The sequence below is a fragment of the uncultured Acidovorax sp. genome, from assembly GCF_964021665.1.
In the GTDB taxonomy this organism is placed as follows: Bacteria; Pseudomonadota; Gammaproteobacteria; order Burkholderiales; family Burkholderiaceae_C; genus Acidovorax; species Acidovorax temperans.
The window spans coordinates 1-14,474 of sequence record NZ_CAXIAK010000088.1; the positions used below are offsets into that span (position 1 = coordinate 1).

At 57.6% G+C, this 14,474-nt stretch carries 9 protein-coding genes; all 9 read right to left on the bottom strand.

Annotation, left to right across the window (positions count from 1 at the left end):
* Positions 1-229 precede the first annotated feature (229 nt).
* A complete protein-coding gene (locus AADJ04_RS15020) occupies positions 230-1,708 on the bottom strand; it encodes a glutamate synthase subunit beta (protein ID WP_341240104.1) in 1,479 nt (492 codons plus the stop codon).
* A 50-nt stretch (positions 1,709-1,758) separates the two neighbouring features.
* On the bottom strand, positions 1,759-6,492 hold the full coding sequence (locus AADJ04_RS15025; protein WP_341240105.1) for a glutamate synthase-related protein: 4,734 nt from the start codon (positions 6,490-6,492) through the stop codon (positions 1,759-1,761).
* A gap of 169 nt (positions 6,493-6,661) precedes the next feature.
* Complete coding sequence (locus AADJ04_RS15030; RefSeq protein WP_142081861.1) at positions 6,662-7,360, bottom strand: transposase; 699 nt, start codon at positions 7,358-7,360, stop codon at positions 6,662-6,664.
* 55 nt (positions 7,361-7,415) lie between these two features.
* On the bottom strand, positions 7,416-8,252 hold the full coding sequence (locus AADJ04_RS15035) for an SAM-dependent methyltransferase (RefSeq protein WP_233099701.1): 837 nt from the start codon (positions 8,250-8,252) through the stop codon (positions 7,416-7,418).
* Between the two features lie 92 nt (positions 8,253-8,344).
* Positions 8,345-8,968, bottom strand: a complete 624-nt coding sequence (locus tag AADJ04_RS15040; RefSeq protein ID WP_066782342.1) for a DUF1415 domain-containing protein — start codon at positions 8,966-8,968, stop codon at positions 8,345-8,347.
* A 107-nt stretch (positions 8,969-9,075) separates the two neighbouring features.
* Positions 9,076-10,236, bottom strand: coding sequence for a deoxyguanosinetriphosphate triphosphohydrolase (locus AADJ04_RS15045; RefSeq protein WP_066698409.1), 1,161 nt, complete (start codon positions 10,234-10,236; stop codon positions 9,076-9,078).
* A gap of 67 nt (positions 10,237-10,303) precedes the next feature.
* On the bottom strand, positions 10,304-11,407 hold the full coding sequence (gene aroB / locus AADJ04_RS15050) for a 3-dehydroquinate synthase (protein ID WP_341240106.1): 1,104 nt from the start codon (positions 11,405-11,407) through the stop codon (positions 10,304-10,306).
* A gap of 85 nt (positions 11,408-11,492) precedes the next feature.
* Positions 11,493-13,103, bottom strand: coding sequence for an Ig-like domain-containing protein (locus tag AADJ04_RS15055; RefSeq protein WP_341240107.1), 1,611 nt, complete (start codon positions 13,101-13,103; stop codon positions 11,493-11,495).
* A 22-nt stretch (positions 13,104-13,125) separates the two neighbouring features.
* A partial coding sequence (gene pilQ, locus AADJ04_RS15060; protein ID WP_341240108.1) for a type IV pilus secretin PilQ occupies positions 13,126-14,474 on the bottom strand: 1,349 nt, incomplete at its 5' end.

Sequence of the window (14,474 nt, forward strand, 5' to 3'; positions counted from 1 at the left end):
TTTACCTTCTTGGCAGCAGTGAGTGAGGGCTTGGCTTATTCGGGGCGTCCATATACTGTTCTTATGACGTCCAGCCGGGCACCTGCACACCTGAGCGGCGCCCTAGCACTTCATGCCAAAACAGCCTCCAGAGCCCATTCAATAAGCGCAACCAGCTATGAAAACAGGAGCAATGAAAAAGCGCCCCGCAGGGCGCTTGGAACGGTGAGCGGCGCCGCAGCGCCTTCGCTCAGCGTGGCAGGTCGGAGTAACCCATCAGGAACTCGTCCACCGAGCGTGCTGCCTGGCGGCCTTCGCGAATGGCCCACACCACGAGCGACTGGCCGCGGCGGATGTCGCCCGCAGCGAACACCTTGGGCACGTTGGTGGCGTAGCCGCCGTCAAAGTCCGTCGTGGCGCGGGCATTGCCGCGAGCGTCCTTCTCCACGCCAAAGGCGTCGAGCACCGTCGCCACCGGGCTCACAAAGCCCATGGCCAGCAGCACCAGGTCGGCCTTGAAGACCTTTTCGGTGCCAGGCACTTCAACGAACTTGCCGTCCTTGAATTCGACCTGCACGGTCTTGAGGCCGGTGACCTTGCCCTTCTCTCCCATGAATTCCTTGGTGGAGATGGCAAATTCACGCTCGCAACCCTCTTCGTGGCTAGAAGAGGTGCGCAGCTTGTAGGGCCAGTAGGGCCAGACCAAAGGCTTGTTCTCCTGCTCGGGGGGCATGGGCATCAACTCGAACTGGGTCACGCTGGCCGCGCCATGGCGGTTGCTGGTGCCCACGCAGTCAGAGCCGGTGTCACCGCCGCCGATCACAACGACGTGCTTGCCATCGGCTCGCAGCTGGCCCTTGACCTTGTCGCCCGCGTTCACGCGGTTTTGCTGGGGCAAAAATTCCATCGCGAAGTGCACGCCATCGAGGTCGCGGCCGGGCACGGGCAGGTCGCGCGATTGCTCGGCGCCACCGGTCAGCAGCACGGCGTCAAACTCTTTTTGCAGCTCTTCTGGCGTGACGGTTTCCTTGGCCAGGTTGGTGACCTTGGAGCCCTTGCCCAGCGGGTCCTTGGCGGCGCCCACCACCGCACCGGTGCGGAAGACCACCCCCTCGGCCTTCATCTGCTCCACACGGCGGTCGATGTGCGACTTTTCCATCTTGAAGTCAGGAATGCCGTAGCGCAGCAGGCCGCCCACGCGGTCGTTCTTTTCAAACACCGTCACATCGTGGCCCGCGCGGGCCAGTTGCTGAGCCGCCGCCATGCCCGCAGGGCCTGCACCCACCACGGCCACCTTCTTGCCCGTCTTGTGCTTGGGCGGCCGCGGCTGCACCCAGCCTTCAGCCCAGGCGCGATCGATGATCGCGTGTTCGATGGACTTGATGCCCACCGCGTCGTCGTTCACGTTGAGCACGCATGCTGCCTCGCAGGGTGCAGGGCAGATGCGGCCGGTGAACTCGGGGAAGTTGTTGGTGCTGTGCAGCACCTCGATCGCGCTCTTCCAGTCGGCGTGATACACCAGATCGTTGAAGTCCGGAATGATGTTGTTGACCGGACAGCCGTTGCTGCAGAACGGCGTGCCGCAGTCCATGCAGCGCGCGGCTTGCACCTTGGCCTGGCTCTCATCGAGGCCAATGACGAATTCCTTGTAGTGCTTCAGGCGCTCGGGCACGGGCTTGTAGCCCTCTTCGATGCGCTCGTATTCCATGAAGCCAGTAGTTTTTCCCATGACGGAGTGTCCTTGTCTATGAATGTGGTGCGAAGGTCTGCGGGGTCACCTTATTTGGCGGGTACTGCTTCATTTTTAGTAGCAGCTACCGCTGGTGTAGCGGACTCCTCCAGCACTTTTCGTTCATAAATCTCAGCCAGCGCGCGCTTGTACTCGGTGGGGAACACCTTGACGAATTTGGCGCGCGAAGCAGCCCAGTTGTCCAGCAACTCGCGGGCGCGCTTGCTGCCCGTCCAGCGGTTGTGGTCTTCCAGCAGCTTCTTGAGCTGGGCTTCATCGGTCTGGCCGTTGTGCCAGATCGAGCGGGGCACGGTGGCTTCTTGCTCAGCAGAGGGCAGGATGCGTTCCAGCGCGACCATCGACATGTTGCAGCGCGACTCGAACAAACCGTCTTCGTCGTACACATACGCCACGCCGCCGCTCATGCCCGCCGCAAAGTTGCGGCCCGTCTTGCCCAGCACCACCACGGTGCCGCCGGTCATGTATTCGCAACCGTGGTCGCCCGTGCCTTCGACCACCGCCGTGGCACCCGACAGACGCACGGCAAAACGCTCGCCCGCCACGCCGCTGAAGAACGCCTCACCCGTGGTGGCACCGTACATCACCGTGTTGCCCACGATGGTGTTGCGCACTGCGTCGCCACGGAAGTCGATGCTGGGGCGCACGATGACGCGGCCGCCCGACAGGCCCTTGCCTGTGTAGTCGTTGGCATCGCCAATCAAATACAGCGTGATGCCGCGTGTGAGGAATGCACCGAACGACTGGCCGCCCGTGCCTTCCAGCTGAATGCGGATGGTGTCGTCCGGCAGGCCTTCAGGGTGCACGCGGGTCACCGCGCCCGAGAGCATCGCGCCGACCGAGCGGTTGACGTTGCGCGCCACTTCGATGAACTGCACGCGCTCGCCCTTTTGAATGGCGGGCTGGCTGCGCTCGATGAGCTTGCGGTCCAGCGTGTGCTCGATGTTGTGGTCTTGCACGTCCACATGGAAGCGCGGCACATCGGCAGGCACGTTGGGCTGGGCGAACAGGCGGCTGAAGTCCAGGCCACGTGCCTTCCAGTGCTCGATACCGTTGCGCATGTCGAGCAGGTCGGTGCGACCGATCATGTCGTCGAACTTGCGGATGCCGAGCTGGGCCATGATCTGGCGCACTTCTTCAGCGATGAAGAAGAAGTAGTTCACCACGTGCTCAGGCTTGCCCGAGAACTTCTTGCGCAGCTCGGGGTCTTGCGTGGCCACGCCCACGGGGCAGGTGTTCAGGTGGCACTTGCGCATCATGATGCAGCCTTCCACCACCAGCGGAGCGGTGGCAAAGCCGAATTCATCCGCGCCCAGCAGCGCGCCGATGACGACGTCACGACCGGTCTTCATCTGGCCGTCGGCCTGCACGCGGATGCGGCCGCGCAGGCGGTTGAGCACCAGGGTCTGCTGGGTTTCGGCCAGGCCGATTTCCCAGGGCGAACCGGCATGCTTGATCGACGACCAGGGCGATGCGCCCGTGCCGCCGTCGTGACCGGCGATCACCACATGGTCGGCCTTGCACTTGGCCACGCCGGCTGCAATGGTGCCCACGCCCACTTCGGACACCAGCTTGACGCTGATGCCGGCGTGCGGTGCCACGTTCTTCAGGTCGTGGATCAGCTGGGCCAAATCTTCGATGGAATAGATGTCGTGGTGCGGCGGGGGCGAGATCAGGCCCACACCGGGCACGCTGTGGCGCAGCTTGCCGATGTAGGTCGAGACCTTGCCGCCGGGCAGCTGACCGCCTTCACCGGGCTTGGCGCCCTGGGCCATCTTGATCTGGATCTGGTCGGCTGACGAGAGGTATTCCGCCGTCACACCAAAGCGGCCCGACGCCACCTGCTTGATGCGGCTGCGCAGCGAATCGCCGTCCAGCAACGGCAGATCGACCTCCACGTTCTCGGCGCCAATCACGCTCTTGAGCGTGTCGCCCTTCTTGATTGGAATGCCCTTGAGCTCGTTTCGATAGCGGCGCTCGTCCTCACCGCCCTCACCCGTGTTGCTCTTGCCGCCGATGCGGTTCATGGCCACGGCCAGAGTGGCGTGGGCTTCGGTCGAGATCGAACCCAGCGACATGGCACCAGTGGCAAAGCGCTTGACGATTTCCTTGGCAGGCTCGACTTCATCAATCGAGATGGCCTTGGACGGATCGATCTTGAACTCGAACAGGCCGCGCAGCGTCATGTGGCGCTTGCTCTGGTCGTTGATGATCTGGGCGTATTCCTTGTACGTGTTCCAGTTGTTGGCACGCGTGCTGTGCTGCAACTTGGCAATCGCGTCCGGCGTCCACATGTGGTCTTCGCCACGGGCGCGCCAGGCGTATTCACCACCCGCGTCCAGCATGGTTTCGAGCACAGGGTCGTCACCAAACGCGGCCTTGTGCATGCGAATGGCTTCTTCGGCGATTTCGAACACGCCAATGCCTTCCACGCGGCTGGCGGTGCCGGTGAAGTACTTGCTGACGGTTTCCGTGTTCAGACCGATGGCCTCGAACAACTGCGCCCCGCAGTAGCTCATGTACGTGCTCACGCCCATCTTGGACATGATCTTGGACAGGCCCTTGCCAATCGCCTTGACGTAGTTGTAGATCGCCTTGTCGGCCGACAGGTCGCCACCCAGTTCCTTGTGCATGTCGGCCAGGGTTTCCATGGCCAGGTAGGGGTGCACGGCCTCGGCGCCGTAGCCTGCCAGCACGGCGAAGTGGTGCACTTCGCGGGCCGTACCGGTCTCAACCACCAGACCGGCAGTGGTGCGCAGGCCTGCAACCACCAGGTGCTGGTGGATGGCCGACAACGCCAGCAGCGCGGGGATGGCCACCTGCGTGGCGCTCACGGCGCGGTCGCTGATGATGAGGATGTTGGCACCGCCCTTGATGGCGTCCACAGCCTGCGCGCACAGCGAGGCCAGCTTGGCTTCCACGCCTTCACGGCCCCAGCTCAGGGGGTAGGTGATGTCGATGGTCACGCTCTTGAACTTGCCGTTGGTGTGGCGTTCAATGTCGCGCAGCTTGGCCATGTCGGCGAAGTTCAGCACAGGCTGGCTGACTTCGAGGCGCATGGGCGGGTTGACCTGGTTGATGTCCAGCAGGTTGGGCTTGGGGCCGATGAAGCTGTTGAGCGACATCACGATCGCTTCGCGGATCGGGTCGATCGGCGGGTTGGTCACCTGCGCAAACAGCTGCTTGAAGTAGTTGTACAGCGGCTTGTTCTTGCCCGAGAGTACGGCCAGCGGGCTGTCGTTGCCCATGGAGCCAATGCCTTCTTCGCCATTTTTGGCCATGGGGGCCATCAGGAACTTGATGTCTTCCTGCGTGTAGCCAAAGGCTTGCTGGCGGTCCAGCAGGGGCAGGTCAGCAGTTTGTGGGGCCACAGCATCAGCACCGGTTTCAATGCTGTCGAGCTTGATGCGCAGGTTCTCGATCCACTGCTTGTAGGGCTTGGTGTTGACGATGTTGGCCTTGAGCTCATCGTCATCGATCATGCGGCCTTGTTCCAAGTCGATCAGGAACATCTTGCCAGGCTGCAGGCGCCACTTGCGCACGATCTTGTTCTCGGGGATGGGCAACACGCCCGACTCCGAGCCCATGATGACCAGATCGTCGTCGGTGATGCAATAGCGCGAGGGGCGCAGGCCGTTGCGGTCCAGCGTGGCGCCGATCTGGCGACCATCGGTGAACACGATGGAGGCAGGGCCGTCCCAAGGCTCGAGCATGGCGGCGTGGTATTCATAGAAGGCGCGACGGCGCTCATCCATGGTGGTGTGCTGCTCCCAGGGTTCTGGGATCATCATCATCACGGCCTGGCTGATGGGGTAGCCTGCCATCGTCAGCAATTCCAGGCAGTTGTCGAACGTGGCGGTGTCGGACTGGTCGGCAAAGCTGATGGGGTAGAGCTTTTGCAGGTCTGCCGCCAGCACGGGCGAAGCCATCACGCCTTCGCGCGCCTTCATCCAGTTGTAGTTGCCCTTGACGGTGTTGATTTCACCGTTGTGCGCCACATAGCGGTAGGGGTGGGCCAGTGGCCACTCAGGGAAGGTGTTGGTGGAGAAGCGTTGGTGCACCAGGCCGATGGCCGAAACGCAGCGCTCGTCCTGCAGGTCGAGGTAGTACTTGCCCACCTGGTCGGCCAGCAGCAGGCCCTTGTAGACCACGGTGCGGCTGGACATAGACGGAACGTAGTATTCCTTGCTGTGCTTGAGCTTGAGCGCCTGGATGTTGGCGCTGGCCGTCTTGCGGATCACGTACAGCTTGCGCTCCAGCGCGTCCTGCACGATCACGTCGTTGCCACGGCCGATGAAGACCTGGCGCAGGATGGGCTCCTTCTTGCGCACGGTGGGGGACATGGGCATGTCCACATTCACCGGCACATCGCGCCAGCCCAGCAGCACCTGGCCTTCGGCCTTGATGGCGCGCTCCATCTCCTGCTCGCAAGCCAGGCGGGAAGCATGCTCTTTGGGCAGGAAGATCATGCCCACACCGTACTCGCCCGCCGCAGGCAAGGTCACGCCTTGCTTGGCCATTTCTTCGCGGTACAGAGCGTCCGGAATCTGGATCAGGATGCCCGCGCCATCGCCCATCAGCGGGTCGGCACCCACGGCGCCACGGTGGTCAATGTTCTCCAGGATCTTCAGCGCTTGCGTCACGATGTCGTGGCGCTTCACACCCTTGATGTGGGCCACAAAGCCGAGCCCGCAGGCGTCGTGTTCGTTACCCGATGAATACAAACCGTGTTGTTGCAGATGCTGAATCTCGGCGGCCGTGGTCATGGCGCACTCCTCATATTTTTCGCAGGGATGCCGAGATTAGTGCAATGCAACATGAGTTGCAAGAAATTTAATTAGGGTCAGATACTAATTAATAAATCACCAGATTGGTGCTTACATTTATTGGGGACACATTAAATACGCACCAAAAAAAGGCATGCATAGAAAGCCTTCAGTTTTCGACGGGAGTCTTGCGTGGCCTGCCAGGCTTGGACTTGATGATGCGCCGAGGGGTTTGTTGCTGCAAGCCCTGCACAAACTCCGGACTGCCGAGCGCCCAGCCGCTCAGCGCAGCATCCGCCAGCAAGCGCTCCACTTGCTGTGATTGACCCTCTTGGAGCATGGAGGCATAGGCTGCCTCGCGGGCAAACGGGGTGTTGCCCAAAGCCCAGTAGGCTGCGTGCGGGCTCAACATGCGGTCATGCCGCAAGCCCAGCCAATGGGCAGCGCTGGACCACGGGTAATCTGCCGCTTGGGCCACCATGCCCGAACGCACGGGGTTCGAGTCAATGAAAGCCATGCAGGGCAACAAGTACGTCTGCGCTTCCAGCACGGTGGCACGGTAGCGCCCCTCCCACAGCGTGCCGGTGCGTTGGTGCCGCTTGTTGAAATATTGGGCATAGGCCCTGCCGACCGACTGCATCATCTTGGGCAAGCCCTCTTCCGAAGCAGGCGTCACCAAAAGATGAAAATGGTTGGGCATGGCCACGTAGGCATGCACCTGCACCTGGTTTTTGACCGAATGCTCTGCCAGCAGCGCCAAAAACTTTTCAAAGTCTTCAGCATCCGTGAAGACAACCTGGCGGTTGTTTCCACGCTGAATGACGTGGTGGGGATACTGGGGCAGCGTCAGTCGAGGGAGTCGGGCCATGGAGCGGGCAGTGAGGGCAAGAAGAAACAAAGCCCAATACTAACCCGTCCCCATTTTATTGCTCAGGCTGCGCTGCTCCCAGGCCGAACCGCGGGCCCATGGATTGCTCCAGACCGAACTCGCGCAGCAGCGCCACCAAGCGCTCTGCCGCACTGCGCTTTTTCTGACCGGTGTACCGCGCAATGATCAGCTCGTTCTTCATGCTGTGCTCCCACCCCACCAGCTCGGTCACCGTGACTTGGTAACCCTGCGCCTCCAGATAGAGGCAGCGCAACACGTTGGTCACCTGGCTGCCCAACTCCCGGGTGTGCAGTGGGTGGCGCCACAACTCGGCCAGCGGTGTGCGCCCCAGCTGCAAAGCTTTGTCACGCCGCAAGCAGGCCGCCATTTCAGCCTGGCAGCAAGGCACCAGCACCATGGCCCTGGCCTGCTTCTGAAGGCCGAAGGCAATGGCGTCATCGGTCGCGGTATCGCAGGCATGCAAGGCAGTGACCACATCAATCTGGGCGGGCAACTCGGCCGCATCCATCGACTCGGCCACCGATAGATTGAGAAATGACATGCGGCCAAAACCTAGGCGCGCCGCCAATAACCGTGATCGCTCGACCAGTTCGGCGCGCGTTTCAATGCCATAGATATGACCACGACCCAGCGCCTTGAAGTACAGGTCGTACAGAATGAACCCCAGGTACGACTTGCCCGCTCCGTGGTCCGCCAGCGTAGGGCTGCGTCCCTCCGCCGAGAAGTCTTGCAGCAAAGGCTCAATGAAATTGAACAGGTGGTACACCTGCTTGAGCTTGCGGCGAGAGTCCTGGTTCAGCTTTCCTTCTCTGGTCAGGATGTGCAGTTCCTGCAGCAGCTCAATGGATTGGCCAGGACGCAGTTCCTGCATCACCGCAGCATCAGCGCCGCGCTCCTTCGCCGTTACATGAGAGGTCGGCTTTCCCGTTTTCATTCCCGGACGGTTGGCTTGGCGTGGAGCATTCATGCGTTATCCCCCTGATCGTTCACTGAAGGCTGCGCATGCATAGGGCACCTGGGCCCCACATCCAGGTCCGCCCACCCCTGCGGCCCCAGGCCTTCCAGCACTTCAATGTTTCTCTCAAAAATGGCATCAGCCTCGGGGAAAACCGCTACAGCACGGTCGATGCTTTCTTCACGCAACAAATGCAAGGTGGGATACGGCGTGCGGTTGGTGCAATTGGAAACGTCGTCTGCCTGCGTGCCAGCAAACTGGAACTGGGGGTGGAAAAAAGCCACCTGCAAGATACCGTCAAGCTCCAGTTCTTCAATCAAATCATCGGCCAGCGCCGTGAAGTCATTGAAATCCAAGAAGTCTTCCATGCACGCAGGCGCGATCAGCAACGTCGTATCGCGCTCTTCGGCAGAGATCGCGTTCAGCGCCAAGAGCTCGCGCCGCAAATCGCCCAGCAACGCCTGTGGCTCCGCCGCCGGGCTGACCACGTAATGCACCTGCCCTTTGACGTGCACGCCTTTGGCAAACGGGCATAGATTGAGGCCGATGACCGCGCGCTCCAGCCATCGCACGGTGTCTTGCAGCACCACGTCTTCACGGATGCCGTTGGGTAAAGGGCTGGTTTCGGTCAAAGAGGAATGTGGGGAAGATGGCATCAGGCACGCAGGGTGAGGGGTCGCGACACGCGAAGGCGCAAATTGTAGGCGCCGGGCCGCCTTGGCCGCTCGGCTACGCTCCATCAAGCCATCAAACGCTCACCCGACAGACGCTCGTGTTCGCGGATGGCAAACCTGTCTGTCATTCCGGCGATGAAGTCAGCCACAGTCACTGCGCGCACCGTGTCGTCACCCTGCTGCGCCTTCCATGCGAAGGCTGGCTTCATCTCAGCCGGACTGTGCACGTAAATGGCAAACAAATCTCGCACAATCCGCTTCGCATTTCCCGTCATCTCCATCACCTGGGGGTGACGGTACAGGGAACGGAACAAAAACCGCTTGAGCTCTAGAGACTGCTCACGCATCAATGGACTGAAACGCACCAGAACCGGCAATGCACGCACCGACTCCACGTCGGTCGGCCGGTATTCATTGATCGCCTCACGCGTCGCATCCATCACATCGTAAACCTGCGCGCTGAGCATTCGACGGATGGATTCATGCAAACAGCGGCGCTGCATGCCTTGGCCCAGCAAATGCGGATGTTCTGTGGTCGCTTCGTCACGAAAGCGCGCAAACAGCGGCACATCGTCCAGCTGATCCAACGTCAAAAGCCCCGAGCGCACACCATCGTCAATATCGTGCGCGTTGTAGGCAATTTCGTCAGCCAAGTTGCACAACTGGGCTTCCAGGCTCGGTTGCTGCTTGTGCAAAAACCGCCATCCCACGCCATTCGGCTCTTGCCCTTCCAGGCGCTGCGCATTTTGCAAAGAGCAATGCTTGAGGATGCCCTCCCGGGTTTCAAACGTGAGATTGAGGCCATCGTAGGCGGGGTATCTCTCTTCCAGGCTATCGACCACCCGCAAACTCTGCAGGTTGTGCTCAAACCCACCAAAAGGCTTCATGCATTCGTTGAGCGCATCCTGCCCCGCATGGCCAAACGGGGTGTGCCCCAAATCATGCGCCAGCGAGATGGCCTCCACCAAATCCTCATTGATCTGAAGCGCCCGGGCAATGGAACGCCCCAGCTGGGCAACCTCCAGGGAATGCGTCAACCGCGTACGAAAAAGGTCACCTTCATGGTTCAGGAACACCTGCGTCTTGTAGACAAGGCGCCGGAACGCGGTGGAGTGAACGATGCGATCGCGATCCCTCTGGTAGTCCGTGCGGGTCGGAGCGGCCACCTCAGGGTGCAGGCGCCCTTTGCTGTTGGCAGGATGACAGGCAAACGGGGCAAGATTCATGGCTTCGCATTAAAACGACCTCTAGCGCTTATCAGATAAGCGCTAGAAGCTATCAAATTAATAGCAATCAAGCGCAACAGGCATCAATCACTTCACGCACCAATGCGTCAGGCGCCCCACGCACCACAGCCTTGCCTGGTCCATCAATCAGCACAAACCGAATCTCACCAGCTTCAGATTTCTTGTCGATGCGCATCAATTCCAGATATCGGCCAGCGTTGTCCGAAGCATCCAGCACAGGGCCACGCACGGGCAGCCCGGCCCGTTCAATGAGCGACTTCAAGCGCTGAACGAACGCTTCATCCACCATGCCCAAGCGACGCGAAAGTTCTGCAGCCATCACCATGCCGGCAGCCACACCTTCGCCGTGCAGCCAGACACCATAGCCCATACCTGCTTCGATGGCGTGGCCAAAGGTGTGACCGAAATTGAGGATGGCGCGGAGACCAGTCTCCCGCTCATCCTGCCCCACCACCGCCGCCTTGATTTCACAGGATCTGTGCACAGCGAACGCCAGGGACTTCATATCCTTGGCAAGCACTTGCTCGACCGAAGTCTCAAGCCATTGCATGAAATCCATGTCGAAAATGGGCCCGTATTTAATTACCTCGGCCAGACCTGCACTCAATTCTCTAGACGGCAATGTGGACAGCGTCTCCAAATTACAGATCACAGCCTTGGGCTGATAAAACGCGCCAATCATGTTTTTACCCAAGGGATGGTTGATCGCCGTTTTCCCCCCTACAGACGAATCCACTTGAGCCAACAACGTAGTGGGTACCTGCACGAACGGAATTCCTCGCATGAAGGTTGCCGCCGCAAATCCCGCCATATCACCAACAACGCCACCCCCCAAAGCAAAAATCACAGTATTGCGATCACACTCATTTTGAAGTAGCACGTCATAAATTTTGTTTAAAGAACTCCAATTCTTTTCAACCTCTCCATCCGGTAGAGAAATATGAAAAATCCTTTGAAAATTTCTTTGAATTCCTTTTTGCAAGGCGGCCAGGTAATGACCTTCCACAACAGTATTCGTCACAATCAGCGCATTACGCGCCGAAGGAATCACATTAAAAGTGCTACCGATTTGATCCAAGTTTCCTGCAAAAATTTCAATCGGATATGAACGCTCAGCACCAACATTCACCATCAAAGCAGCATATTTCATAGAAACCGCGATAACCACCAAATTCAAATTAAGCAAGAATAAATAAAAAGGAGCAGCCTTGCTGCTCCTTTTTTAGCATTTCCTATTAGTTAGGAGAGGCGCACCCTTGCGCTCCGTATGGAGGCTTCAAGAACGAACCATTTTCGACGTCCTCTTTGAGAGCCTCCGTCAAGTAGACCTTCTCCACCGATCCTTCAGATCCAGCAACATTGGTTGTCACCTTCACTGCATAGTCAATCCAATAAGCAACACTCTGTGGATACTCGACCTGAATCACCGTTCTTCCATTGGCACCAGTTACTTGCCCTCCAACGTAGGAAATAATAACGTCCGCCTTACGGGGCTCAATTTTGCCATTGCCATTGATATCCTCAGACGCATCAAGCAGCCCGTTACGATTGGCATCTTCATTAGCGCAAATAGCTGGGGGTGTAATGTATCCAATGGCGTCATTCACAAGCGCAACCCCAGCAGCCTTCCTGTAAGAACGCAAATCAACGCTAGCTGAGATTTGTGCATTTGGCACCGCATTACCCGCAGCATCGGCAACGGCCACATCAAACTTCTTGATATAAGTGAGCTCGCTATTACCCTTCTCCAACTTGTTATTGTCACCCAAGGTAATTGACAGCGGAGAGCTAGCAACCGTCAGGGTCGCAGTCTGAGAATTGGGACATGCGGCTCCGGCAATAGCAGCATCAGTGGCGGCATAGCAAGCACGAATCACCACACCATTAGTAGGGCTCGAACGGGTCCCGGCAATGTAGTCAGCCGTTGCCACACCATTTTGGTCTGTATAGACAATCGCATTGCCTGTTGAAATTTGCTCATCAGCACCCAAGCCAGGCTCGACGATTACGAACCGAACGCGTACATTTTTGATCGCCCGGTTGGAGGCATCTTGGAAGAGTGCACGCAACGCAGCTCTGCTCGTCGTTACGCCAGCAGCATTCGGAGTAATCGTGTTTGGAGTGATTGCAAGACTAGCTGCCGAAATGGTTCCTACAGCGTCAGGGACTCCTGCGGAGGGACTGATCACCTGAATGTCTCGGGTCTCCGTCACTCCAGAACCTGTGCTTTCCACAGTGTAAATACCACCAGCAGTTGGAGCAGCTGCAATGACAGCACTCGCAGTTCCTGTGGAATCGGTATTCACAGAACCTTTGAAGCCAAGGCTTCCACCCAAAGTCACGGGTACACCAGCGATTCCAACGCCATTGACGTCAACAACTTTGATCGCCAAAGTGACTTGAGCGCCTGGGGCGGGTGCAGCAGGAACCGTGGACAAACTGATTTTGCTTCCGGTAACGGAAATTTTGTCTGTCTTGGCTTTGTCACCCATCGTCATCGACAGGTTAATGGCTCTATTCGATTTATTAGCCCCGGTAGAAATTTTCCCTACCACCTTACCAGAGGAGTCAGTCACAGTGGTTACGGGAGTGTAAATACCGGAATCCGCGCTCACCTTGAATGTCACCCCAGGAACCGGGTTATTGGTGGCATCCAATGCGGTCGCAGTCAAGGTAGCTTCGTCAGCGCCCGAGTTTGAAATAGCGTTTTTGTCAAGAACGTAGTCAAAACTAGCGACAGAAACAGTTGATCCACCGGGGATAGTACCAGCACTTCCCCCCCCTCCACCGCAAGAGGCGAGCAAAATTGTTGCCGCCAGCGAAAAATATTTTATTGCGCTTCTCATACTGTTCCTCTACACAAGTTTCTTATTTACTAGCCGAGCGATCGGCAATCACCTTTGGCGTAATGAAAATTAACATTTCACGCTTTACCGCCTCTTTGGTTCTGTTTTTAAACAAATTACCAACAACCGGAACATCCCCCAAAACAGGAATTTTATTTTCCTGATTTGACTCTTCCATCTCAAAAATACCACCAATAACAACCGTGCCACCATTTTCAATCAAAACCTGAGTTTTAATATGCTTGGTATCAATGGCGACACCTTGAGTTGTTGTTTCACCTCGGCTGTCCTTATTAACATCCAAGTCCAAGATAATATTACCTTCTGGCGTTATTTGAGGTGTGACTTCGAGCTTCAAAACAGCTTTCTTGAAAGCAATAGTAGTAGCTCCGTTAGGTGCGGTAACCGAATAGGGATACTCAGTCCCCTGCTCGATCAGAGCTTTTGTCTGATCCGCAGTAATCAATCTTGGGCTAGAAACAATTTTACCTTGCCCTTCCGCCTCCATGGCAGAGAGTTCAAGCGTCAAAAATCTGTTGGCTGCTGAGTTGAAGATAGATAAAGCGAATGATCCAAAATTTTCGACTCCGGACAAAGATGCTGGCAAATTAACGAACGTACCCGAAGTATCGAATGTAGACCCATAGCCAGTGGAAGTTGTAGCATTTTGGTAGCTGGTACCAAATGCTATGCGATTGTTCCCACCAATGCCGTACCCCCCATCTCCACCGCGCTGAGCGCGAAGGTCTCCGCCTCCAAGCTTCACACCGAGAGAGCGACCAAACGTGTCACGAGCCTCAACAATCCGAGCCTCAATCACAACCTGACGTACTGCGACATCCAAGGTATTCAGAAGCTGGCGAACCTCTTCCAGCTTTGCTGGCGTATCTGTGACAAAAATTTGATTAGTTCGGGGTTCAGAAATCGCACTCCCTCTCTCAGAAAGAAATCTGTTTGAACTACTACCAGCAGTGGAACCGCTAGAGGCAGTGAGTTGATTAACCATATCAGCGGCTTTGGCATAATTCAACTGAAATGCCTGAGTCCGCAAAGGCTCCAATTTTTGAATTGCCTGAGCTGCCTGGTAATCCTTCTTCGTACGATCATCTATCTCGTCTTTAGGAGCGATCCACAGCACGCTACCAGTTTTTCGCATCCCGAGACCCTTGGCATCCATGATGATTTGCAAAGCCTGGTCCCACGGAACGTCTTTTAAACGAAGGGTAAGCGCCCCAGTTACCGTATCTGATGTGACGATATTGAAATTAGTAAAGTCCGCGATAACCTGCAAAAGAGAGCGAACTTCAATGTTCTGGAAGTTCAAAGACAATTTTTCTCCGCTATAGCTTGGGCCAGAAGTCAGCTTTGAAA